Below are 24,752 nucleotides of genomic sequence, written 5' to 3'. Positions count from 1 at the left end.
AGGATTAGCGCTGTGATAGAATTTGATAAGCCGGCCGCTATTTGAAACGGCTGAGCCGTCGTGTATCCATCGGCTTGCGGCCGTCGAAAAGATCGCAGGCCAGATAATAGCGCATATCGCCTGCCCACAGGCGAGCATAGGCCCTGTCCGCTGCCATGGTCCGCACCAGCCGGATGGGGGCATGAAACGCCTGAAGCAGGGGTGCGCAAAGTTCAGACGGGTCCCGGAAGCACTCCCAATCGCACCGATGGCAATCCCGGTCCGGCCGCCGGGCCTTCATATCCAGCTCCCAGAACTTACCCAGATTTTCGTTGCCGCGGTATCCGCACGGATAGGTATCGCCGTCTTTTGCGTCGACGAAAAAGAAATCGACCCCGCCGCGACAGCCGGCGGCCCGCACCGCTCCATGACCGCCGTCATAGGCGCGATGCAGCATGGAGACGGCGCTCAAAGGCGAAAAGATGCGCAGGTGATGGCGATGACGCGGAATCGTATCGAGCAGCGCTTTGTACAAGGCGGCCTTCTCGTCGGCGGCATACCGCACGATATCTTCCGAGGTGGTGGCGGCATAAACGGCGCTCAGGCCTGTCTCCTGTTCGCGTGCGCTGATGCTCATGGGGTAGCAGGTGTTGACCGTGGTAAAACCCAACTTCCTGACCGAATGATAGAAGCGATCCAGGGCGCTGACATACGCATGGTAAAACGCGTTGAGATAGTCGGCTCGTCGTGAATAGTCGTCGGGACGCAGATTTGCCGTGTCCTCACCGCCGACCTGGCGGTTCAGGCCCAGGTTGGCCGATGGATAGATGCCGTGGGCATGGAAAATCGGCAGGGCCTTTTGGATCCCGGCCACCACGCCCGGCAGCCCCCTCATCCGCTCGTGAATGTCCGGTTCGGCGGAATCGAGGCTGATCCAGAAATTTCGCAGGGGCGTAGCGGCCAGCCGGTGCACCAGGCGTTCGATGCGTGCCTTGAACCCCGGCCGGTCGGCCCCGCAAAAGAGAAAGCCATTGGTGCCGGTACGGACATAGGGAATGCCCGCTCGTCCGGCGTGGCGGATCCATTCGACCAGGCGATCGAGCAGCATCAGCGGCTCGCCTCCGGTAAACGAAACGGCCTGGACCCCTCGCGCCGCGCATCCGTCCAAAATTCTCGTGATGGTCTCATCCGAGAGGGTGAACCGCTGCAACCGGGCCGTGCGGCGCATGCCGCACTGGGGGCAGGTGGCATTGCAGTGGTTGGTGGTCTGGATGACCAATTGGGTCGGAATGCGATTACGGCCCAATTGCGCCATCCGCCTGGCGATCGGGCGCCAGCCATTCTGTTGCATACTATTGTCCTTGAAATGGCGCATCCTTGAGCGCCGCTGTTTTCGACATTGCGTCAGGGATTGAACCCGTCGATGTGATCGGCGCACAATCCCTATCCTAATGTCCCGTTCATCGTACGCAATCGTTAGGGACGGATGAGCGTCAGGTTTGCTTTATGTGAGGAGGCACGCTGTCCTAACATTTTTCTAACATTGCCTTGGTATAGAGTCAGACATTCTGAGGAAATCACCGAATCGTCGTCTAATCAAGACGTTGGGAAAATTGCCAATGGACAGGCCTACCGGAAGTGACTCCGATCCGTTGGGGGAGATGTTGCTATGTTGTCGTCATCATTGAGTATCGCCGAGTTCTTTGAAAAAGCTATGGGCCACTCGTACCAGGAGATCATCCACATGGCCGACAGGGAAGCCACCGAGGTGGAACGTCTCTATTATAAAACGTGCCGCGACGATGAGTGTGAAGACATCATACAATATATCAAAAACTTGAAAGATTTTATCCTCTACATGCGCCACGGCGTTCGAACCCGTCGCACGCGTCACTTCAACCTGCAGCCCTTCAAGCGGGCTCGCTTGGAACAATAAAAACAGTTTCGCCCTTCCGGTCGCAACGCTTTATCCGACATCAGTGAATCTGGCTGGAACGCCGATGTGATTCGCCGGACCGCAGCGGACCGTTCCGTGGTCGCACTGCGCCCTATCCAGGCCGCCACTCGGGTCCCTTCTCACCAATAACTCATCCATTTCTCATCATTCCCACACCGCAGCCGCATACAAACACAACATAATTTTAAGGTCGGCCTGCGGCCCGAGGCGGACCGATCCGCCCACGGCCGAAGGGTCGGCGAATCCCGCTTTTAATCGATACCGTTGAAGGATAGGAGAGATTCATGGAGCGACACATCCGGGAACAGGATATATTTTCGATCTGCCCCGCCACCGCATTGAACAGGAAAAACAGCAACCGCTTCCATTTGGCCGGCGCCCTGGAACATCTACTCGGATTGCGGCGCTGCAGCGCCATATACCAATCCATCCGACACCATCGCGACCCCGCGGGGTTCATGCGCCACCTGCTGAAGGCGCTCGGAATTCGCTCCACCTGCGCATCGGCCGATACGCAAAAAATACCTCCCGGGGGCCCTTGCGTGGTGGTGTCCAATCACCCTTTCGGCGGGTTGGACGGTATCGTTCTGGCCGAGTTGTTGCTGACCATCCGCGCGGATGTCAAAATCCTGGCAAACTCAATATTAAACCGCATTCCCCAATTGCGCGAGATCACCATACCGGTGGACCCCTTCGAAACCAGGACAGCGTTGCGGTCCAACATCGGCCCGCTTCGCGAGGCGATGGCGTGGGTCGAAAGCGGGGGCCTTCTCCTGGTGTTTCCGGCCGGAGAAGTGTCCCATCCGACCCTGCGGTCCCCGGAAATCGCCGATCCGCCCTGGCATCGTTTCGTGGCCCGTATCATCCGCCGCACCGGCGCCAACGTGATACCGGTCTATTTCAAGGGATGCAACCGTTGGCCGTTCCATCTCGCCGGCCTGTTCCATCCCCGATTACGAACGGCCCTGCTGGCCCGGGAACTGCTGGCCCGGCAGGGAAAACCCATTGAGCTGAAAATCGGCAATCTGATCCATCACCGCTGGCTGCGGAACTACAGCGACGACCAGATGCTCAAGTACCTCAGGTTCCGCACCTACGTTATGGGCCATGCCCGGCCTTTGCGCGCCGGCGCACCCTTCCCGGCCATTTTTCGCGGCTTCAAACAACGGCGCCCCCTGGCCGATCCCCAACCCCGTGAGGTGTGCCGCCGCGAGCTGCTGCAGCTGCCAGGGGATCAGCTTCTGGTACAGAGCGGCAACTTCGCCGTCTGGCATGCCCAGTCGACGCAAATCCCTCACCTTCTACTCGAAATCGGCCGACTCCGTGAAACCGCCTTCCGTCTCGCAGGCGAAGGCACCGGCCGGGCCTGCGACCTGGACCGCTTCGATACGCATTACACGCATTTGTTCATATGGGACACGGAAACAGAACAGATCATAGGCGCGTACCGCCTCGGCCTGGCCGATCAGATTCTGTCCCGTCAAGGCAAAAAGGGCCTCTACACCAGCACCCTTTTCCACAGCCGCAGCGCCTTCTTCGATAAGCTTGGGCCGGCCCTGGAACTGGGCCGTTCCTTTGTCCACCCCGACTACCAAAAATCCTATTCCCCCCTGTTGTTGCTGTGGAAAGGCATCGGCGCCTTCGTGGCGCGCTATCCGTGCTACCGGATGCTGTTCGGCCCGGTGAGCATCAGCAACGACTACAGCGATCTCTCCCGCCGCCTGATGGCCACCACTTTGTTGCGTCACGCCCAGACCAACGACCTGGCCATGATGGTGCGGCCCCGGAACCCGGCGAAGCTCAAACCGGTCCGTATCCGCGGCTGCCGCAGAATGCTGCAGGATCTGCATTTTCAGGACCTGAAAGAGATCGGAGCGGTGGTATCGGACATCGAACTGACGCAAAAAGAGGTGCCGGTATTGCTGCGCCAGTATTTGAACTTAGGCGGGCAACTGCTTGCCTTCAACGTCGACAAACACTTCAGCAAGGTGCTCGACGGCCTTATCGTCGTGGATCTGCTGCAAACGGAGCGCAAAACCCTGGCCCGCTACATGGGCGCCGAAGGCCTGTCCGCTTTCCGGGCGTATCACAGCTCCGACACCGAAGCAGACCCTGCCCCGGCACCCCGGCCGCCGGCGGCGCCGGTTTTGCGGCAGGCCGGATAACCCTGTTAAAAAGAGAAAGCAAATCCGCCTGGCAGCAGTAGGTTTATTAATGATCAATACAACCCCCGGGCCATTGCCCCGGCCTGTCGGTCGTGTTAGTTTTCGATGAGGTTATGATGACGCAATTGTTAGCGCACATGGCTGCGCGCCAACCCCCCGGCCCGGCATTGCGTGTCGAAAGTCGCAACAGCCGTTGCGTGGAGGCGTGCAGAAAGCATTCGGGGCACACTGATGCGGAACGGCGGAGGAAAAACCCATCGGAAGATCATCTGCGGCCTCGTGCTGATCGGGATGGGTTTGCCGATTCTTCTGGCCGTGGCGGCCACCACGGGTCCCGCCACCCCAAGCGGCCACCAGATCCATATCGCATTCGGTTTCCACGTCAATCTCTACCACTCGTTCCGCAACGACACCAATGATGAAAGCGGCTTCGGCAAAGACATCCGCATCATCCGCCACATCATCGACACGCTGGACCGCTTCAACGCGCGAGGCATACCCGTCAAAGGCGTCTGGGATTTCGACAACCTCTTCTCCCTGCAGGAACTGCTCCCCAAGTACGCGCCCGATATTATCGCGGACATTCGAAGGCGGGTGCAATCCAACGGTGATGAAGTCATTCTCATGTCCTACAACAACGGCCTGGTTTCCGCCATGACCGAGCAGGAGCTCGAAGACGCCGTAAGTTGGGCCATCTCCAACCCCTGGCAGAGCGGAGTGAAGGACCTCTTCGGCAGTTATACCCCCATCGTGCGCCCTCAGGAGATGATGACCACACCGGGCAATTTCTCGATCTACCAACGGCACGGCATCCATGCCGCGGCCCTTTATTACAGTGCGACCCCTTTCGACGCCTTCCGGGTCTTTTCGCGCCGGTTGACCCGCGTCGAAGCCCACAATCCGATCCGCTACCACCACCCCCAAACCCTGGAAGAGATGGTCATCGTGCCGACCTACCACTTCGGGGACCTGGTGGAACACGTGAGCCTGAAAAATTGGGTCCACGAACTGCGCCGCCTGCAAGCCGGCGGCGAATTCCAACAGGATGCGCTGATATTCATCAATTACGATGCCGACTCGGAGTTGTGGCAGGGTGTCGACCTGCCCTGGCCTTTGGGCTGGCTGCCCAACACCGACGGCCTGGCCGGTCTGATCGAAGAGGTCGCCGATCTTCCATATGTACGATTCACGACCCTGGGGCCGTACCTGGAAGATCATCCGCCGGTGGGCACCGTCGAATTCAGCCAGGATACCGCGGACGGCAGCTACAACGGATACAACTCCTGGGCGGAGAAGGCCGACATTCCCGATTTATGGACCGAAATCGAACGCAGTCGCCGGGTGCGTACAGCGGCCTTGAAATCCCTGCCGTTCATATCCGATCCCACCGCGCGCGCGGCGATCGAACGACAGGTCGCTGCCGCCGACATCCAGCGCCTCAGAGCCCTGTCCACTACCAATTACGGCATGGCAACGCCCTTTTTGGCACCCCAACGGCAGCGGGTGGTGGTCCGGATAATGGCCGATCTGAGCCGCGCCTCGGACCAGATCGCCCAAGCGTGTGCGACGATGCTTCACCGTCACCTCGAACACCAGACGCCACCGCTTCTCAAGGAAGCGCATCTGACGTGGTACGATACTCTCATGGTGCTTCAAACGACGCCCAGCGCGGCATCGGCCGGCCATCGCTTCCTGCAGGTCACACCGCCGCCCGGCCTCCGGAATCGGGCCCCCATCGTGCTGGTCCGACCCGACGGCACACTGCTGCCGACCATCGATCTGGGAGACCGGGTCGACGCGAGCGGTGCAAGACGGCGCCACCTGTATATCATGAACGATGGCGGTGTGACGGACGGTATGTATCACCTCTTTACACGGGATGCCCCGGCACACACCGGCCGGGCAGTACCGCCTCTTGTGCGCGCCGATGTCGATGAACTGGCCAATGGTCACATCACAGTACGATTCACACCCCATGGTGGGGTCGAAGGCGTCTACCATGAGGGCGTCCGCGTGGCCGACCGCGGCAGCCTGCTTCCGCGCCTCACCTATGACCAGCGACCGCTGACGGCCGTATCCGTCTTGAAGCAGCTGCATCCCGCTGCGGATGGCCGGTCGGCTTCGATATCCCTGAAGGGCGCGATGCCGGCGCCGTCTGCCCGTGGAGGCGCAGCGGGGTGGATGGATTATCGATTCACCCTGCTCGCCGATCATCCCTGGCTGTTGATAGAGGGCCGGATCACCTACCTGGCCACCGAACGCGCCGACCTGTTCAAAGCGGGTGAGCCCGGCCTCGCGCAGCCCGCCGACATGCAATGGCAGGAGGTGGCCCCGGCGGAAATTCGTTTTTCGCCGCGGGCGACCCGGAACGATCCTGTAAAGGTGCTCAAGCGAAACTACCTCGAGGTGGAGACCGAGTACCGACTCGACTACTTCAGACACGACCCCCGCAACCTTGCACTGGACAACATCAACAACCATATCACCGCATCCTATGTGGGCATCGTTTCGGGCAAGCACGGTATGGCCGTGGCCAAGGACAACAGCCGCTTGTCCAATTTCGCCTTTGCGCCCCTGAAAATGCGCCACCATGCCGAGAACGACGAATTTTCCATTCGTGTCAACCCCTTCGGCACCTATCACGGACACCAATACCATCCGCCCACATGGGGCAATGGCCAGGGGCACGAAGTCACGCGCCTCACCGGAGAACAATTCGCCAGCGCCGCCCCCACCTATAATGGCAAAAGCCAGGACTTCGCTCTGCTCCTGGCCTTTTTCAACGGCGAACTCCTGCCCGAGGAGATCAAGCAGGACCTGATCGGATTCGCCCACCCGCCCATTGTCATCTCCGCCATCGACACCGAGCGCCGGCGCCCCTCCCTGCCGGACCTGCACCACGCCCAAGCGACGTCGAAGCACGATGGACCCACCGCTGCGCCTCCATCCGCCATTGGGTTTTCTCCGGTGCAAAGTGACAGCACCGCCCGTCAGGAGGTCCCGCTGGCCCTGGGCATCAAGGTCCTCTGGTCAAACCTGCGCGTGCGCGCCAAAATGAGTTCTTACTTTTAGTCGCCGGGAAGGGTCCCGCAAGGGTTGGTTAGCTCAGCATCTTCAGATAGCCGCGGCAATCGGGATAGGCGGCGCATCGAAATCGCACCTCCCGCGCTTTTCGCATGTAAATGTGCATCCGACCGCCGCAAAGCGGACACGTCGGCCGGTCTGTGATCAGGGGCGGTTTTCGTTCCAGCACGAATTGTCGATTGCACATCAGGCAAAGATAGCGTTTTTTTCCGTTCTTCACATGGCCATATCCATAAATGGCGTCGGAAGCACAGTGGGGGCAGCGCACGTTCTGAATCATCGATCGACCTTTCGTCTCCCGTCACTTTTATTTTTCAACAGAGATGTTAGCGAAACGTAAAAGTTGTGTCAGGAGTTGGTCAGTTGGGCATCCCTTACAAAAAATGGAGGAAACAGGCGAATCGATGAACCATTCGATTGTTCATAAAATGTTCATAACTCGATGATCCACCTGAATTTTCAATAAATCCCGGCAACTCAAATTCTTCTCCAATTACGAAGAGTTGCAGTGTGGTGTGCAAAAAAGCCATTACAATACCCGACGTTATTCGAATGACGCCTGCGCGTCTCTAAAAACGCCTTAACCCCGGTTCACGGGTGTTGACTTCAGTCGGCCTGTGCGCAAGAGGATTGCCACAGGGCAATCCATCCACCCCATCCGCTCAGAAACACAGAAACACCGTTCCAGCGAACTATGCACCAACAGGGATCACGACCGGGCCCTTGGATATATTACCGAGAACAGCCGTTTCAATCGGCAAGCGAGGCCCAGCATGGAGCCAACGCCTTTGTATTACCGACCGAGTAAAAAAGCGCTCAGCATAGGGATCTTCCGCAACCACCGCTGTCCATATTACGATCGCTGCCTCGATAAAGCGGCACTCGAAGATCTGTTTCTCGATTGCGCAGCGTGTTGCCTGAAAGACGAAAAAGTGGAAGAGTTTGCAAAGATGTACGCTTTAAACCACACCGGGTATGAATAATTCGGAGCTTGAGGTTTATTGAAGCGCGTCCACCGTCTTTCGGGTACTTCTGGCCCACACATTCGCCAATTTGCCAATCTCCGTTTCCCCGATGGCGGAAGTCGTGGATCGGCATGTCGTGCAATAGACTCTTGGCGTGCCGCGGCCTGTCCAGCGAAGAAAGGTGCGGTGTTCTTTCTCGCACCGTGGGCATTTGCACAACACCAGAAATTTGCCGATGTTTTCTCTTTCTGGTCTACCATAATCTTTTTCTATTTCTCCATACTCTTGCGCAATTGGGACTTTGCTGAATACTTGCGGCGGCATCGACAGGCTCCTTTGTGGGTCGTGATGTGATTCAATTGTTCTATTTTCCGAGAGTAATGCACGCAAATTTGTCCTCGGTTAGACGCCGATTAGGATCTGGTGAGATGGTCGAAAATCCCCCTTGAAACGATAGCCTACCCCCCTCACGGTCTGGATGTAATCACTGCAACCGCCCAACTTGCGTCGCAATCCGACGATCTGGACATCCACGCTACGATCGGTGACGGTGTAATTGAATCCGCGTATCGCGTCTACGATTTGTGCCCGTGAAAAAGCCCAACCCGGCCGCGAGGCCAGGAAGCAGAGCAGTTCGAACTCTGACAAGGTCAAATCAACCGGGCGGCCTTTCACATAGACAGTGTGTCTACGCCTGTCGATGGTAATCCCGCCACGTTCCATTATCGATTCATCCGCCACCTTGACCTGGGAAGTGCGCCGAAGGACTGTGCGTACCCGGGAGACCAACACCCTCGGACTGAAAGGCTTGGTGATATAATCTTCGGCCCCGATCTCCAAACCGGCCACTACATCATGCTCCTGGGTCCGGGCAGTGAGCATGATAATCGGCAAAGCCGACAATGCCGGATCCTGCCGTATTTTTCCGGCAACGGCAAAGCCGTCCATCCCGGGCAACATCAAATCCAGAACCACTAAATCATAGCCGCCCGCCTGGAGAACCGCCAAGGCATCCTCACCATTCAACACCCCTGTAACGACGAAACCTTCGCGAGCAAGGTTGAAACGAACCACCTCCAGGATATCCTCTTCGTCGTCCACGACTAAAATTCTCCCCTGGGCCATCTAAAACATCCCGGTGTTTTTGAATGTGCCTCGTTATCGACACCAATGGTAGCATTTCTTTATCCTTCCACACTTCAGAAATAGTGTTACCCTTGTATGAGAAAAGGGTTAGAAATCCGTTGGCGACTCTATGTCATCCAGAAAATTCATAGCTGCGTTGTGCCACCCGAAGGTTACCACAGGCCTTGTCTTCCGATGCCGATCGATGCCACTCGCTTCTTGCCGAATGATGACTACACCGTTGACAGGCCTGTAACCTTCCGATATCTATTTGCCTTTGTCCGCCTCCGCCAATGGCCTGTGCATTCGGCCCCCTGTGTCCGAAAAAAATCATTGTTGCGGCAGCGCCGATCGACACGACCAAGTGCCAACCCATGCTGAGCAAGGAAAAATCGATGAACCCGGTAACCGACCCCTATCGCGACATACCCCTTTTCCCATTGATCAATCCAAGAAGCATCGCCTTTTTCGGCGCCTCCAACCGCTTTTCGGCCATGGGCACCAACCAGCTCAATTCGATCCTGGCACTCGATTTCAAGGGCAAAATTTACCCGGTGCACCCCAAGGAAACGACGGTTCTGGGGCTAAAGGCTTACGCCCATGTGGCGGAGCTGCCCGAGGTGCCGGACCTGGCGGTGCTGGTGTTGCCGACCGGCATTGTGACCGAAACGCTGAAAGCCTGCGGTGAAAAAGGCATCCGGCACGCCATCGTGGTCTCCGGCGGATTCAACGAAGTGGGCGGCGAGGGCAAGGCGCTGGAGCAGGAACTGGTCGCCGTGGCCCGTCAATACGGCATCCGATTTCTGGGCCCCAACTGCCTGGGGGTGGTCAACCCCCACCACGCGTTCAATGTGACCTTCGCCGCTTTCGAAGGACGGCCGGGGTTCATCGGCATGGCGTCCCAGAGCGGCAGTCTGCTGACCCAGATGTTCGCTTATCTGGAGCAATTTCATATCGGATTTTCCACCGGCATCAGCGTGGGCAATGAAGCGTCGGTGGACATCGTGGATTGCATGGCGTACCTGGCCGCCTGCCCCCACACCCGGGTCATCGGCCTCTACATCGAAAGCATCCGCAGGGGAGAAGCCTTTATAGAGGCCGCCCGGCGCATCGCGCCTCAAAAACCGATCGTGGCGTATTATGCGGGCGGTTCGGAAGCCGGACGCCGCGCGGCCTTTTCGCATACCGGCGCCATGGCGGGCCCTGATCCCCTGTATGACGGCATATTTCGCCAGAGCGGGGTGGTGCGGGCATCGTCACTCACCGAATTGTTCGATTTCTGCTGGGTGCTGGGTGCGTGCACCATTCCGCGCAGCCATCGCGTCATCGTCCTGACCCACTCGGGCGGACCCGGCGCCGCAGCCGCAGATGCCTGCAGCCGCAACGGCCTGACGCTGCCGAGCCTGTCCCGGCAGACCCTCGAACGGTTGACCCCGCTGATTCCCAGGACCGGCAGCACCGGAAATCCCATCGATCTGACCTTTTCCCAGGATCCCCTGGCCTATTTCAAAAGTATCCCCGAGGTGCTCCTGGCGGGCGACGAAGCCGACGGCCTGCTGGTCTATTGCTTCACCCCTCACCAGAACATGAAACGCATCATGGAAAGCCAAGGCTTGCCTGAAAAGGACATCGATGCCTTCACCCGGGAAACGGCGCGGCAAATAGCTGTACAAATGAAAACGCTAGCCGGGAACCACGCCAAGGCACTGATCGGATTCACCTACCAGGCGCCCGATATGCCGATCATCGAGCACCTGCTGGCCAGTGGCATTCCAATCATTCCGTCGCCGGAAAGGGGCGCGCGCGCCATGGCCGCCCTGGTTCAATATGGCCGCATGGTACAAAGCCTGGCAGGTTGAACTCAAATTCTTCCCTGATCATTAGAGACTTCGCACGCATTCCCAACAATGGTGTTGGACATCACCGGGCCAACCTCAGGTGGTTGTCCGATCTGGCCATATCTAAGCGATACAAAATAAATCTAATTTATTTTTTCGGCTGACCGATAACTGCTGTAGCAGGCTTGTTTTTAAAATCGATAACAATCAAAGGGAATCGCAATGCGCATCCAACTCAAAATGAAGCTCGGTTCAAAAATCACCCTGAGCACCTTGATGATGGTGCTGCTGGTCAGCATCGTTTCGACTATCGTGGTTTCGGTGATCATCCAACGCCAAAACCGCGCCATGGTCCGACAGTCGATGAGCAATTCGACCGAAACCTTGCGCCACACCCTTATAGAAAAACAAAACGCCATGCTGGCGGCCGCCCGGCAAATGATCGTGGTCAACAAGATGGGAGAAAGCATGGGTTTCCTGGAAGAGTACCGGGACTCCTCCTATGACTCTGGAATGACGCAGGAATCTTATAATGAACTGATTGTCGCCCTGCATCGAACCGCTGCCGGCGGAAACCTTTGGAAGGCTGCCCTTTACAATGCCGAAGGCCGACTGATTGCTTTTGCCGCCCGGCAAGCCGGGGAAGGTTACCGGGTCGGCCTGTTGGAAACCGGTAACTTGCGCCACATCCTGGTTGCAGACGGAGAGAGCCTGCGTACCAATGAGTTGAACCTGGTCCCGGAAAAGGACAATCAATGGATCGCCAACACCCATGATGGCGAATTATCTCAGGAAGAGAAGATCAGTTTCCAGGCCATCGAAAATCACCTGTGTATCCGCATCGAACTGCCTGTCACCACGGAAACCTTCAACTCACAAACCAAACAGCTCGAAACGAAGTTCGTAGGCGCAGCCGTTACCCTCCTGCGCCTCGATAACGACTTTGCGGCCTGGATACAAAAGCTCACCGGTTTGAAGGTCGCCTTCTTTGCCGGTGACCGCTTCAGTGCCGGCGATGCGACGGCCTACAAGGCCATCGACACCCGGGGATTGTCCGGCCAAGACGGTCAACACTGGCAATTGGAACGGGCGCAGGCCCGATTCGGCAGCATTGAGCTCGACAAGGAGGGCTATTATGAAAGCGTGCTGCCCATTCACAATCGAGAGGCAGTGTGCGGCGCGCTGGCCTTGTTGCAACCGGATGCCATCACCAAAGCCAACAACCGCCAGATGATTCTTGTGTTGTGCGTCGTCGCCCTGGCCTGCATGATCCTTGTGGCACCGGCCACCTGGTTGATGTCCCGGGCACTGGTCCGGCCGGTGGTCGGCATGCTCGCCAGAGTCAAGGACATCGCCGAAGGCGAAGGCGACTTGACCCAACGGCTGACAATCCATTCTAACGACGAACTGGGTGAGCTTTCCAGATGGTTCAACCTCTTTCTGGAACGGCTGCACACCATCATCCACCAGGTCAAGGAGAATTCTACCCGGCTCAACAGCTCTTCCACTCAACTGTCCAAAATATCGGAAGCATTGGCCGGCGGGGCCGAGCAGGCGGCCGGCGAAGCCCAGAGCGTATCGGGCGCATCCGAACAGATGAATGAAAACATGACATCCATCGCCGCGGCCATGGAAGAGGCCTCGGTCAACGTCAACATGGTGGCCAGCGCCGCCGGTGAGATGACCAGCACGATCAATGAAATCACCCAAAACGCCGCCAAGGCGCGCGTCATCACCGGCGAGGCGGTCACCCAGGCTGACAAGGCATCGACCCAGGTGGGAGAACTGGGCGGTTCGGCCCGCGAAATTGGCCAGGTCGTCGAAACCATCACGGACATCTCCGAACAGGTCAATCTCCTCGCGCTCAACGCCACCATCGAGGCGGCGCGGGCCGGTGACGCAGGAAAGGGCTTTGCCGTGGTGGCCAACGAGATCAAGGAACTTGCCAAACAGACGGCGGAAGCGACCCAGGAGATCAAACATCGCGTCGATGCGATTCAGAATTCAACCGACGGCACGGTGGCCGAAATCGAAAAAATCACCAGCGTCGTCAAAGACATCAACGAAAGTGTCATGGTCATCGCCTCGGCCGTGGAAGAGCAATCGGCGACCACCCGGAATATTTCCGACAATGTCTCCCAGGCCGCCCGGGGCATCACGGACGTCAATGCCCATGTCTCCAGAAGTTCGGAGGTGTCCGGCGAGATCGCCAGGCAGATCGGCCTGGTTACCAGCTCGGCAGGCGACATCTCCCAGAGCAGCGCCCAAGTGAACATCAACTCCAGGGAGCTTTCCGATCTGGCCGAAGCACTCGACAAGCTGGTGGGGATCTTCAAAGTTTGATGCGATGGCCTTCTGAAAAAAATGAAGACAAACAGGGGCGGCCACCTCGGTCCGCCCCTGTCTCGATTTGATCTTGAGCCATGAAATTGACTCTGCCTATACCTCGAGCCACTCTTTGCGGATGGTCTGGTCGTTTTTGATATCATCTGGGGTGCCTTCGAAGACAATCTTACCGTGCCCCATGATGTAGAGACGTTTGGAAATCCTCAAGGCGATGCTCAGTTTCTGCTCCACCAGCAGTACCGATACGCCGCGGCCGGCAATCTCTTCGATCAGGTCGCCGACCTGCTTGACCATCTGCGGCGCCAAGCCTTCGGTGGGTTCGTCGATCATGATGAAGTCGGGATCGCCCATGAGGGTGCGGCAGATGGTGAGCATCTGCTTCTCTCCGCCGGAAATCAAACCGCCATGCACATTCGAGCGTTCTCCCAAGCGCGGAAAAATTTTGAAGACATCGTCGATCGTCCAGCGTCCTGCCTGCTTTTTACTCTTCTGGCCCAACTGAAGGTTCTGAAGCACGGTCAACCCCGGGAAGATCCAACGGTCCTCGGGTACGAACCCGATGCCCTTGCGGGCGACCTGGTGGGGTTTGAGGCCGGCCACCTCTTCGCCTTTGTACTGGATCGAGCCGTGCGGCGGCACCAGCCCCATGATGGTCATGCAGGTTGTGGAACGGCCGACACCATTGCGTCCGAGCAGGCTCACGATTTCGCCCCGGTCCACCTTCAGGTTGACGCCTTGCAAAATATGGCTGCGACCGTAATAGGCATGCAATTCTTTGACTTCGAGCATTTAGGCGACCTCCTTGCCGAGATAGGCTTCCTGAACTTCGGCATTCTGGCGAATCTTATCCGGCAAATCGGTGGCCACCACCTTGCCGTAGACCAGGACCGAGATACGATCGGCCAGGTCAAACACCACGCTCATATCGTGTTCGACAATGAGCAGCGTCTTGCCTTCGGTGACATTTCGAATCAGTTCCACTGCCCGGGCGGTTTCGCTCTTGCTCATGCCGGCGGTGGGCTCGTCGAGCAATATCACATCCGTATCGCCGGCGATCGTGATCCCGATTTCGAGCGCCCGCTGCTCGGCGTAGGCCAGCATGGCGGCGGGAATATGCTGCCGGTCGGCGAGGTTGATCTTTTCCAATATCTCTTCTGCCTTACGGTTCACTTTTTTAAGCCGGTCGCACATGTGCCAGAAGGAGTAACGGTACCCCATGGGCCACAGCAGGGCGGAGCGCACATTTTCAAACACGCTCATTTTCGGGAAAATATTGGTCACCTGAAAACTTCGGCTCAGCCCGCGACGATTGATGCGATGGGGCGGCAGGTCGGTAATGGCATGTCCATTGAGTTCGATATACCCCCGGCTGACCTGGTAAAAGCCGCTGATCAAGTTGAACAGGGTCGACTTGCCCGCACCGTTGGGGCCGATAATGGCATGCCGCTCCCCCTTGGGGACCTCCAGATTGACGCCGTTGATGATTCGGCTGCTACCGAAGTTCTTGTGCACATCGACGAGTTTGAGTGCCGTCATTGAATCGCCGCTCCTTTCATCTGTTGTGCCACCTCATTCCAGCTGCGGCGCACCACCCGCTGGGCCTTTCGAAAGAAGAAAAACCCGATACCGATCAATGCCAGCGAAACGATCCAGGCAGCGGGTGACTGGGCCTTGAACGAGATCCCGAAAAGGCTCATGAGCTCGTCCGGATTGACACTCAAAGAGAGATGATAGTTGATTTCGATCAAGGTCATCAGGCCCAGAAACAGCACCAGCGACGGCACGGCGATGATGGCGTACGCCCGCAGCAACCGGCTCATGAGCCCCGCCTTCCACACCGGCTCGTGCATCATGATCAGTCCGGCCAGGCCACCCGGCGCCCACAGGACCATGCCCACGAAAAGGAGCCCGAAATAGAGCAGCCAGGCGTGGGTGATGCCGGCCAGGGTGAGCTGCATCAGCGTTACCAGGGCCGCCCCCAGGATGGGGCCGAAAAAGTGGCCCACGCCCCCGATATAGGTCATCATCAACACATTGCCCGATGGGATGGCGCCCACGGTCTCGGTGGTGATGATCTCGTAGTTGATGGCAAACAGGCCGCCGGCAATCCCGGCAAAAAAGGCGGCCAGGGTGAATTGCAGGGTCCGCACCACCCGGGCATTGTAGCCAATAAAGGCTGCCCGTTCGGGGTTGTCGCGCACCGCATTGGCCACCCGGCCTAGTGGAGTCTTGGTCTGCAGGTACATCAAGGCGATGCACACCAGCATCCAAGCCACGATCAGGTAGTACACCTCGATTTGCTGACCGAAGCGAAAGCCGGTCAGTGTGGTGTCCACCATGCGGTTGGCCGAGATGCCCTCTTCCCCACCGAAAAAGCTCGGCAGCATGAGGGCGCTGGCCGCGATCAATTCGCCGATACCTAAAGAGATCAGCGCAAAGGTGGTGCCGGCGCGATCGGTGGACAACCAGCCGAAGACGATGCCGGCCACCACGCCGCCCAATCCCCCTATCAAGGGCACCAGTTCCAGGGGTACCGGCCAACCCTCGCCGACCCAATTGAGGGCGTGCATGGCCAGAAAGCCGCCCAGGCCATAGTAGACCGCATGACCGAAGGAAAGCATGCCGCCCTGGCCCAGCAGCATGTTGTAGGAGAGTGCAAAAATGACGGCGATCCCCATCTGGCTGAGCATGGATCGCGAAAAACCGGAGTTGAAGATCAGCGGCAACACAATGCAGACGATCACCGCGGCGAACCAGATCCCGAACTGCTTCAGATAGTGATTCATAGATCGATGATTTCCTTTACCCTGTCTCTGATGATCAGGACTCGCGTTTTCCCATCAATCCTTTTGGCCGGAACATCAACATCAAGACCATGAACAGATAGGGCAGAATCGGTCCGGTGTGGGACAGCTGGATCCGCCAGATGTCACGGAAGAAACCAGACGTGTCGACCTGCCATCCAAACAGGGCCAAGAGGTCGGTCAGGGAATATTCGATACCCACGGCAAAGGTCTGGATGGCGGCCAGCAAAAGGGAGGCGACAAAGGCACCGGTCAACGATCCCATGCCGCCCACCACGATAACCACGAAGACGATGGGTCCCAGGGTGGCCGCCATGGCCGGTTCTGTGATCAGAAAGATGCCGCCGATGACACCGGCCAAGCCGGCCAGGGCCGATCCGCCGCCAAAGACCAGCATGAACACGGCCGGCACATTGTGGCCCAGCGCATTGACCCCCTCAGGGTGGGTCAATGCGGCCTGGATGATCAGACCGATGCGCGTGCGGGTCAACACCAGGTAGAGGCCAATGAACATACCCATTGAAATCAGCAGCATGAACATGCGGTAGGCGGAGACCTCCGCACCGAGTAATTTAAACAGCGGAAAATCCAGTAGCCTGGGTATGGGATACATGACGGCATTGCGCCCCCAAATGAGGTTGACGCTCTCCTCGATGATATAGAACAAGCCTACCGTGAAGAGAAGTTCGGCCACGTGGCCGTACTTGTGAAGGCTTCGCAGGCCGTACCGCTCGACAAGCGCCCCCAACCCGCCTACCAGGAGAGGCGCGATGACCAGCGCCGGCCAGAAGCCGACCCACGTGCTGATCTGATAACCGAAGTAGGCCCCCAGCATGTAGAAGCTGGCATGGGCGAAGTTGAGAACGCCCATCATGCTGAAGATCAGGGTGAGCCCACTGGAGAGCATGAACAGAAGCATGCCCAGGACAAGGCTGTTCAACAGCGAAAAAAGAACATATTCCAACATAGGATCACTTTCGCGGTCAGACGTTAACACCAGACAATAAAAGGCGTTGACATCGCCTTTTCGAGTTTCCTGCCATCTGAGACTGCACTACCCCAAGGCCTGATCGAGGATCGGCCTGCAACGATACCGCCCGGTCTCTCCGGATCAAACGTCTCCGGCGAGACCGGGTCGGGTTGAAGTCCTTTTCGAATTATCCTATTTTGCTGGCCGCTGCATCTGGCAGGTGGTCGGCATGGCAGTGTCCTTGGCTTCGATCCTTGCGATGGTCTTGAAGCCCACGCCGGAATTCTCCGAGTCGTATTTGACGGTGCCTTCACCCTTCTTGGCATAGACCATAAGATAAAGGGGCTGAATCAACTGGTGATCTTCGGCCCGCATGACCACCTTGCCGTAAGGCGTGTCGTACTCCATTCCTTCCAATGCAAAAGCGATATCTTTGGCCTTGGCGCTGCCGGCCTTATCGATGGCCAAGGCCAGCATCTCCATGGTGGTGCGGATACGGCCATAGTAGTAGGGACTCTTGCCGCCGTCCGAGTACTTTTCCTGGTATCCCAGGAAGAATTTTTCATCCTCGGGTTTGTTCTCTTCCACGGCCAGGTTGAAGTGCCATTCGATCACGGAGATGAGTTTGCCGATACCCGCTTCGCCGATGGCGGCCGGGGCACCCAGACCGCTGCCGTAGAAGGTGTAGAACTGGGCATCGAGACCGGCGTCTTTGGCGGCCTTGACCAGCAGCGACATGTCTGCACCCCAGTTTCCCGAGATCACCGCCTGTGCGCCGGAAGCCTGGATCTTGGCCACATAGGGTGAAAAGTCCTTTACCTTCCCCAGGGGGGTGAAGGTGTCGCCGACAATTTCAATATCCGGGCGCTTTTCCGCCAGCATCTGTTTGGCCGCATCACTGACCGCATGGCCGAAAACATAGTCCTGGTTGCAGAGATAGACCTTTTTGATGTCCGGCTTGTTTTTGATGTAATCGGTGATGGCGGCGATCTTCATATCCACATGGGCGTCGAACCGGAAATGCCAGAAACTGCACAGCTCGTTGGTGAACGCGGGCGTCACCGCCGCATAGTTGAGGTAAATCACCTGTTGATCGGGGTTGCGCTCGTTGTGCTTGTTCAATGCCTCGATCAAGGCGCCGGCGACACTGGAGGCGTTGCCCTGGGTGATGATACGGATGCCCTGGTCGATGGCGGCCTTGAGCACAATCAGGGCCTCTTTGGGGCTGGACTTGGTGTCGAAGGGCACGATCTCCAGCTTCTTGCCGCCCAGCACCCCTCCCCTGGCATTGATCAAATCCGCCATATACTGATAGTGTTTGTAACCGGCGTCACCCACGCCCGCAAAAGGGCCTGACAATCCTTCGACAAAGGCGATTTTAATCGTGTCCTGGGCCACTGCCGGAACAACGATCATGGTCAAAAGGGCGATACCCATCAACATGGAAAGAAACAATTTCCTCTTCATAGACCCCTCCTCCTTTTACCCGCCTTGCATGAATGAGATTGGAATTTAAATAAAATGGGCATTACGCCCGGCGATCAGTTCAGGCACCATCGGAGATGGTCGCCGGAATCTGTCCAGCACGTCGTTTTTCTCGGTTCAACCACCTCCTTTCATCGTTCACTTCAATGGATGGATAGGCTCACCAAACTGCGTGGCGCTACTTAACCGTGCTTGAAATTTATAGAGTCTTTGTAATTAATGATTTTAGTTCATTAAATTGCAGAAAACCGAAAAGGTGCCCCTTTTCTAGTCGTTGAATACCGTGCCGCTATCCTAACAGGGTATTCGAAATTGGTAAAGTCCAAAGTCTCTGGTGCTGACAGACAACGTTCGATGAGGCCAAACATTTTCAAGCCTTATGCGTTGACAGGCAGCACGCCTTCTGCCATAATTTCACACTACATATCAGCCCGATAGACCATTGCAGGGGTTGCGTCAGATCCGACTGCACGACGAACCAGAAAACCGAATACAAGGCCATAGAAAGGTATTTCCCATGCCAACAGTCGAATTCAGGTCGCTGGATGAATTGCGCCAAAAAACCGGCCAGGAGATTGCGGTAGGCGACTGGCTGACCGTCACCCAGGAACAAATCAATCTGTTTGCCCAAGCCACCGGCGATTTCCAATGGATTCATCTGGATGAAAAACGCGCCGCCGTCGAATCGCCATATGGCACCACCATCGCCCACGGATTTCTCACCCTGTCGCTGATTCCCCGCATCATGGGCGACACCTTGAAGCTGCCCCCAGCCAAAATGACGGTCAACTACGGCCTCAACAAGGTGCGTTTCGCGGCACCGGTACCCGCCGGCATGCGCGTACGCCCCCATTTGACGTTACTGGGTATCGAAGACGTGACGGGCGGCGTTCAGTTCCGCTGGAAAGTCCTCATCGAAGTTGAAGGCAACGACAAGCCGGCGTGCATCGCCGAAACGCTGTCCAGACATTACACCTGAAACGGAGCTCCTATGAAGGCCCTGTTGTGCGAAGCATTCGGACCCATCGACAACCTCACGGTAAAAGAGACCCCTACCCCCGAACCCGAAGAGGATCAGGTGCTCGTCGAGGTTAAGAGTGCGTCTCTCAACTATCCGGATGCCCTGATGGTTCTCGGGCGCTACCAGGTCAAGCCCCCTTTCCCGTTCAGTCCGGGAATGGATCTTGCCGGAGTTGTCTCCAAGGTCGGTCACAATGTGGATCATGTGGCCGTCGGCGATCGGGTCATCGCATTTCCAGGCTACGGTGCGTTCGCCGAATTCTGCCTGGCGCCCAAGGAGAAGGTGTCGCGGCTGCCGGATGGCATGCCGTTCCATGCCGGGGCCGCCTGCGGCTTGACCTATGCAACGGCCATCCACGCGTTTTTGGACTGCACTCAGGTCAGGCCGGGCGAAAACGTCCTGGTCCTGGGAGCTTCCGGGGGCGTCGGCACCGCCGCCATAGAAGTGGCCAAGGCCTTGGGGGCCAGGGCCATTGCCGCCGCTTCGACCGCTGATAAATTGGACCTCTGCAAAAAAACAGGCGCCGATGCGATCATCAACTACGATTCGGAAGATTTGCGGCAGCAAGCCCTGGCCTTGACCGACGGCCGGGGGGTGGATGTGGTCTTTGACCCGGTGGGGGGAGACTACACCCTGGCAGCCCTGCGCGCCACTGCATGGGGCGGACGGTTACTGGTGGTGGGTTTTGCCGCGGGCAGCATCCCCAAAATCCCCCTGAACTACGCGCTTCTCAGCGAACGCGCGATCATCGGGGTCTTTTGGGGCTCGTGGTCCAGCCAGTATCCCGAGGGCCAGCGCCGCAACATGGCCCTATTGTCCCAATGGTACGCAGAAGGAAAAATCAATCCGCTGATCAACGATATCATCTCTCTGGACGATGTGCCCAAGGCGATGCATCGCCTCATGGAAAGAAAGGTCACGGGCAAATTGGTCATCCAGATCCAGCCTGAATAACGACCATTTCCAAAGAAACCGGTTCGCCCCATGCATCGGTCGCCACCGGCCATTGGCCGTCAGGTAACAGCGATCAGACAGCAGTGGCACTTCCCAAGCGCACAGGAGCTATTGATGAAAGATAGGATCCGGACGATCATCGAAGAGAAGATGTCCATACCCGTGGTCGAGGGTGAAGACAAACGCTGTACCCCCAAGGAGGCCGTCGAGAAGCATATCGAGAAGCATATGACCCTGAATTTCTCGGCCGGCGTCGGTGCCCTCGTCTACGAGCTGGTCCGTTCGTTCTGGGATAAGGCGCCGGAGTTCACCGTCATATCCCCTTCGTTGAACCTGCATTTGGTGGCGATCGTCAGACAGCGTATCGCTAAAAAAATACTGACCAGTTTTGCCGGCATCAACTACCCCAGCCCGAGGCCGTGTCCGGTGGTTCAGAATGCCTATGCATCCGGCGTGATCGATATCGAAAGCTGGACCATGCGCACGATTCCACAGCGGCTCCTGGCCGGTGCCATGGGCATGGATTTCGTGCCCACCCGTTCCCTTATCGGAAGCACCATGGCCGAAGAGAACCGGGAATCTTTCCAGGTCGTGGAAAACCCCTTTGGAAGGGATGGCCGAATCGGTCTGTTGCGCGCCCTGCAGCCGGATATCACCCTCGTCCATGGCGCCGTGGCCGATCGCAGCGGAAATACCATCCTGACCTACCCGCTGGCCGGTGACGCCTACGGCGCCTGGGCGGCTAAAAAGGGCGTCATCGTCAGTGTCGACAAGATCGTTTCCACCGCGTACATCCGCCGGCATGCCCACATGGTGAGGATCCCCGCCTATTCGGTGCTCGCCGTCTGCGAGGCCCCCTTCGGCGCGCATCCGGTCGGCGTCATGCAGCACGGCCTGCCGGACTTCGATGCCTATTTTCCGGATTACGACTTCATGATCGACGTCAATAACGCCACCAAGAACGAGGGCGATTTCGACCGCTGGGTTCAGGAATGGATCCTGGATGTGCGCGATCACGACGACTACCTGTCCCGCCTGGGCAGCGAACGCATCTTATACCTCAAGGGTAAGGCGGCACCCGATGCCTGGTTGCCGGAAACCATGACCGAAGCGGCCGGCGTGGATTTCTCCCGCCCACCAAACGCCTTGGAACGCATGGTGGTGGCCGCCGGTCACATCATCGCCGAGCGGTGCGAGACCAAGGGATTCAAAAACATCCTGGCCGGCATCGGCCTGTCCAATCTGTCCGCCTGGCTGGCGGCTTACGCTCTGAAGGGCGGCCCCCATGAAGTGGACCTGATGGCCGAAATCGGCATGTATGGCTACCTGCCCCGAACCTCGGATCCGGCGGTATTCAGCCTTCACAACATGCATGCGTGCAAAATGCTTTCCAATATCGAAACGGTTCTGGGCTTCAATGTCGGCGGATCGACCAACCGCTGCCTTGGCGTTCTCGGTGCCGGCATGATCGATCCTCACGGCAATGCCAATTCGACGAAAATCTCCGACAAGGTTTACCTGGTTGGGTCGGGAGGCTCCAATGATATCGCCACAACCAATCAGGAGACGCTGGTGGTCATGAACGCCGGCAGGCACCGTCTGGTGGAAAAGCTGCCCTACATCACCTATCCCGGCGGCAACGTGCGTACCGTCGTCACCGATGTGGGCATGTTCGAAAAACTCGATGGCAGCGATCGGTTGACCCTCACGGCGTATCTGCCTGAAAAAGCCTCGGACACGGAAGCCCAATGCGTTGAAAAGGCCAGGGCAGAAGTCGGCTGGCAGTTGGCCGTGGCCCCATCGCTGAGACGCCTGCCTCTGTCCGATGTGCAAGACCTCACCATGCTGCGGCTCTTCGATCCGCGCGGGTATTATATCGGCAGATAGGCCGGGAGACTGGATTTTTATACGATCAGTTGAAGAGATACAGCATGGGGCTTCGGAGCAAAGAAGCATATGAGTTTTAAGTTTGAAGTGTTAAGTTTTAAGTGAACAAATGCTGTCGATTGATTGACTCGAATATGGGGAGGTCTTTCGAACATGAATGCACTGCGCGAGCATATCCAATCCTCGGAACGAAGCGGACAAATCGCTTTTTCCATCATAGAAAGAAGTAGCGTGTGCGTCATCAGTCGGATGCCTGTTCAGAAGGGCATCCTGAACCCGTTCGGCGTGGTTCAAGCCGGCGCAATGGTATGGCTGGCCGATGTGACGGCCTCGGTTCTAGTGTTGGAGGCGCACTCGGCGGAAGCGTCCGGCAGAGGGTTCCCTCTTGCCATCGATCTGCACACCTCCCTATTTGCAAACCAGAAGGACGGCGAAATCAAAGCCGAAGCCCGCTTCGTGCGCCAAGGGCGCAAAGTTTCGGTGGTGCGAACACGCCTGACGGGCAACAGCGATAGATTATTGGCCGAAGTGACCAGCACCCATGTCCCGGCGGAATAGAGGGATGTTCATCTAAAATCGACAGAATTCCACTACTTTAAACTTAAAACTTTACACTTTAAACTTCTTAAACTTCTTTTCTTTCCTATCCCCTTTACTTTTTGCCACCACCCGCAGCTTTATCCTTCCCCCTCCCCGGTATCCCGGCCAGCGCCTTGGCCAGTTTGATCTTCTCGGCCAATCGGCCCTCCCTGAAGATCATGATGCGTTGGGCCTGGGGCGATCCGGCGCCGTGCATGGACTCGACCATGGCGGTGCCCCCGGTCATGGCTTCGATCAGGCGACCGATCTTGATGCGCTCCTTTACCGGAATTTCGGAGACCCCGCTGAAATACTTCTCCACCAGGTGTCCCACCGCTTCGCTTTCCAGGTCATACTCGCTGGGCATGGTGGCGATGAAGCCCCCGGCGATGTCAGTGGCCAGGCGGGCGACTTCGAAGTGAAAGCGGGTGACGTTCTGCTTGCAGACGTTGGCGAGCATGGTGTCGACGAGATAGGCGCCCGAAGGAGTGGGTTGTCCTTCCGCCGAACAGGCAATGGACGAACTGTAGAGCGTCTCGCTCAGGTGGATCATCTCGGTGACCTTGTCCCTGATATGGGACCCCTTGGCCGTACCCTGGATCTGGGCCAGGTAGCTGACCGCACCGGTCAGCACGTCCATCAGTCCGGTTTTGCAGGCGCCGTAGTTGGCCCGGTGGTGGGCGGCGAAACGGTAGACCAACGACCCGGCATAGTCCGTCTCACCGTTCATGAAGATACGCTCGTTGGGGACAAAGACATCTTCGAAGGCGATGACCGCCTCACCGCCGACCACGCCAAAACGCGGCTTGCCCACATCGATGCGCTCCAGGTGATCCCGCCGGTCATCGCCGGCCTGACGTCCGAAAATCAGCGTAACCCCCGGCGCGTCGATGGGGATGGCGCACACGGTGGCATAATCACGGGAACGCTCATCCAACGCCGTGGTGGGCATGATCAGAATCTCGTGGGAGTTGACCGCCCCGGTCATGTGCAGTTTGGCGCCCCGGATCACCACACCATCCTCCCGGCGCTCGACCACCCGGACATACTGGTCGGGATCGCTCTGATCGGCAGGTCCCTTGGAGCGGTCGCCTTTGGGATCGGTCATGGCCCCCACCACCATCAGATTGTCATCCTGGATTCGGATCAGCCACTGCTTGAAGCGCTCCATATAGTCGGTGCCATATTTCTTATCGACCTCATAAGCCACCGAATAGACAGCATTGATACCGTCAAACCCCACACACCGCTGAAAGCAGGTACCGGTCTTCTGCCCGAGTACCCGGAGCAATTTGATCTTTTTGATCAGGTCTTCGATGTTCTGGTGAATGTGGGTAAACCGGCTGATGGTCCGTCCGGTCAAATGGGAAGTGGCGGTGGCCAGATCCTTGTATTTCGTCTTGCTGGCCAACGCATAGGTCATGGCCGCCGCCCGGACATGGGGCGCCGTGGCCGGATGGCGGGTCACATCTTCTATCATCTGACCTTTATAGTAGATTCTGGGGCGTAATTGCCGCAAGCTTTCGATATACTCGGCACCGTTTCGCAGCTTCATAATGTTCTCCTCGGTGGGGAAGTTGGCGGCGACCTCTC

General features: G+C 57.6%; 19 protein-coding genes. 10 read left to right on the top strand and 9 right to left on the bottom strand.

Going from position 1 to position 24,752, the window contains the following annotated elements:
* Window positions 1–37: 37 nt before the first annotated feature.
* The gene (locus DFT_RS03255) at window positions 38–1,330 is read right to left on the bottom strand and encodes a radical SAM protein (protein ID WP_054029786.1); all 1,293 of its coding nucleotides are present in this window, start codon (window positions 1,328–1,330) and stop codon (window positions 38–40) included.
* A gap of 318 nt (window positions 1,331–1,648) precedes the next feature.
* Between DFT_RS03255 and DFT_RS03250 the strand changes: the two genes are divergently transcribed.
* The 3 genes from DFT_RS03250 (at window position 1,649) to DFT_RS03240 (ending at window position 7,173) form a co-directional block, all read left to right on the top strand.
* Entirely contained in the window at window positions 1,649–1,915 is a 267-nt protein-coding gene (locus DFT_RS03250) for a hypothetical protein (protein WP_152971844.1), read from the top strand.
* Window positions 1,916–2,220: 305 nt separating this feature from the next.
* Window positions 2,221–4,101 (top strand): bifunctional lysophospholipid acyltransferase family protein/GNAT family N-acetyltransferase, encoded by a 1,881-nt coding sequence (locus DFT_RS03245; protein WP_054029784.1) that lies wholly within the window; start codon window positions 2,221–2,223, stop codon window positions 4,099–4,101.
* 231 nt (window positions 4,102–4,332) lie between these two features.
* Entirely contained in the window at window positions 4,333–7,173 is a 2,841-nt protein-coding gene (locus DFT_RS03240) for a hypothetical protein (RefSeq protein WP_054029783.1), read from the top strand.
* A 28-nt stretch (window positions 7,174–7,201) separates the two neighbouring features.
* Here DFT_RS03240 and DFT_RS03235 read toward each other — a convergent pair whose 3' ends face one another.
* Entirely contained in the window at window positions 7,202–7,465 is a 264-nt protein-coding gene (locus tag DFT_RS03235) for an IS1/IS1595 family N-terminal zinc-binding domain-containing protein (RefSeq protein WP_054029782.1), read from the bottom strand.
* 493 nt (window positions 7,466–7,958) lie between these two features.
* Between DFT_RS03235 and DFT_RS03230 the strand changes: the two genes are divergently transcribed.
* The gene (locus DFT_RS03230) at window positions 7,959–8,168 is read left to right on the top strand and encodes a hypothetical protein (protein ID WP_152971843.1); all 210 of its coding nucleotides are present in this window, start codon (window positions 7,959–7,961) and stop codon (window positions 8,166–8,168) included.
* A gap of 384 nt (window positions 8,169–8,552) precedes the next feature.
* Here DFT_RS03230 and DFT_RS03225 read toward each other — a convergent pair whose 3' ends face one another.
* Window positions 8,553–9,275 carry a response regulator transcription factor gene (locus DFT_RS03225; protein ID WP_054029780.1) on the bottom strand — a complete coding sequence of 241 codons (723 nt, stop codon included), beginning with the start codon at window positions 9,273–9,275 and terminating at the stop codon, window positions 8,553–8,555.
* A gap of 395 nt (window positions 9,276–9,670) precedes the next feature.
* Between DFT_RS03225 and DFT_RS03220 the strand changes: the two genes are divergently transcribed.
* Both DFT_RS03220 and DFT_RS03215 read left to right on the top strand, forming a co-directional pair.
* Window positions 9,671–11,134, top strand: coding sequence for an acetate--CoA ligase family protein (locus DFT_RS03220; RefSeq protein ID WP_054029779.1), 1,464 nt, complete (start codon window positions 9,671–9,673; stop codon window positions 11,132–11,134).
* Between the two features lie 201 nt (window positions 11,135–11,335).
* Complete coding sequence (locus DFT_RS03215; protein WP_054029778.1) at window positions 11,336–13,456, top strand: methyl-accepting chemotaxis protein; 2,121 nt, start codon at window positions 11,336–11,338, stop codon at window positions 13,454–13,456.
* Window positions 13,457–13,552: 96 nt separating this feature from the next.
* Here the strand turns inward: DFT_RS03215 and DFT_RS03210 are convergent, their stop codons facing one another.
* From DFT_RS03210 to DFT_RS03190, 5 genes are all read right to left on the bottom strand, one after another.
* A complete protein-coding gene (locus DFT_RS03210; protein ID WP_054029777.1) occupies window positions 13,553–14,248 on the bottom strand; it encodes an ABC transporter ATP-binding protein in 696 nt (231 codons plus the stop codon).
* On the bottom strand, window positions 14,249–14,995 hold the full coding sequence (locus tag DFT_RS03205; protein ID WP_054029776.1) for an ABC transporter ATP-binding protein: 747 nt from the start codon (window positions 14,993–14,995) through the stop codon (window positions 14,249–14,251).
* Window positions 14,992–16,245 carry a branched-chain amino acid ABC transporter permease gene (locus DFT_RS03200; RefSeq protein ID WP_054029775.1) on the bottom strand — a complete coding sequence of 418 codons (1,254 nt, stop codon included), beginning with the start codon at window positions 16,243–16,245 and terminating at the stop codon, window positions 14,992–14,994. The genes DFT_RS03205 and DFT_RS03200 overlap by 4 nt, the downstream gene beginning before the upstream one ends.
* Before the next feature lie 34 nt (window positions 16,246–16,279).
* Window positions 16,280–17,230 (bottom strand): branched-chain amino acid ABC transporter permease, encoded by a 951-nt coding sequence (locus DFT_RS03195; protein ID WP_200907005.1) that lies wholly within the window; start codon window positions 17,228–17,230, stop codon window positions 16,280–16,282.
* Window positions 17,231–17,425: 195 nt separating this feature from the next.
* Window positions 17,426–18,700 (bottom strand): branched-chain amino acid ABC transporter substrate-binding protein, encoded by a 1,275-nt coding sequence (locus tag DFT_RS03190; RefSeq protein ID WP_054029774.1) that lies wholly within the window; start codon window positions 18,698–18,700, stop codon window positions 17,426–17,428.
* A 535-nt stretch (window positions 18,701–19,235) separates the two neighbouring features.
* Here DFT_RS03190 and DFT_RS03185 point away from each other — a divergent pair.
* From DFT_RS03185 to DFT_RS03170, 4 genes are all read left to right on the top strand, one after another.
* A complete protein-coding gene (locus tag DFT_RS03185; protein WP_054029773.1) occupies window positions 19,236–19,697 on the top strand; it encodes a MaoC family dehydratase in 462 nt (153 codons plus the stop codon).
* 12 nt (window positions 19,698–19,709) lie between these two features.
* A complete protein-coding gene (locus tag DFT_RS03180; RefSeq protein ID WP_054029772.1) occupies window positions 19,710–20,693 on the top strand; it encodes an NADPH:quinone oxidoreductase family protein in 984 nt (327 codons plus the stop codon).
* A 114-nt stretch (window positions 20,694–20,807) separates the two neighbouring features.
* Window positions 20,808–22,580 (top strand): CoA-transferase, encoded by a 1,773-nt coding sequence (locus tag DFT_RS03175; RefSeq protein WP_054029771.1) that lies wholly within the window; start codon window positions 20,808–20,810, stop codon window positions 22,578–22,580.
* 153 nt (window positions 22,581–22,733) lie between these two features.
* Window positions 22,734–23,138, top strand: a complete 405-nt coding sequence (locus DFT_RS03170; protein ID WP_054029770.1) for a PaaI family thioesterase — start codon at window positions 22,734–22,736, stop codon at window positions 23,136–23,138.
* 94 nt (window positions 23,139–23,232) lie between these two features.
* Here the strand turns inward: DFT_RS03170 and DFT_RS03165 are convergent, their stop codons facing one another.
* On the bottom strand, window positions 23,233–24,714 hold the full coding sequence (locus DFT_RS03165) for a 4-hydroxyphenylacetate 3-hydroxylase family protein (RefSeq protein ID WP_054029769.1): 1,482 nt from the start codon (window positions 24,712–24,714) through the stop codon (window positions 23,233–23,235).
* Window positions 24,715–24,752 lie beyond the last annotated feature (38 nt).

Origin of the sequence: Desulfatitalea tepidiphila, from assembly GCF_001293685.1 — a bacterium.
GTDB lineage: Bacteria > Desulfobacterota > Desulfobacteria > Desulfobacterales > Desulfosarcinaceae > Desulfatitalea > Desulfatitalea tepidiphila.
Note: the sequence above shows the minus strand (reverse complement) of the source record. Positions and strands in the feature narration are given on the sequence as shown.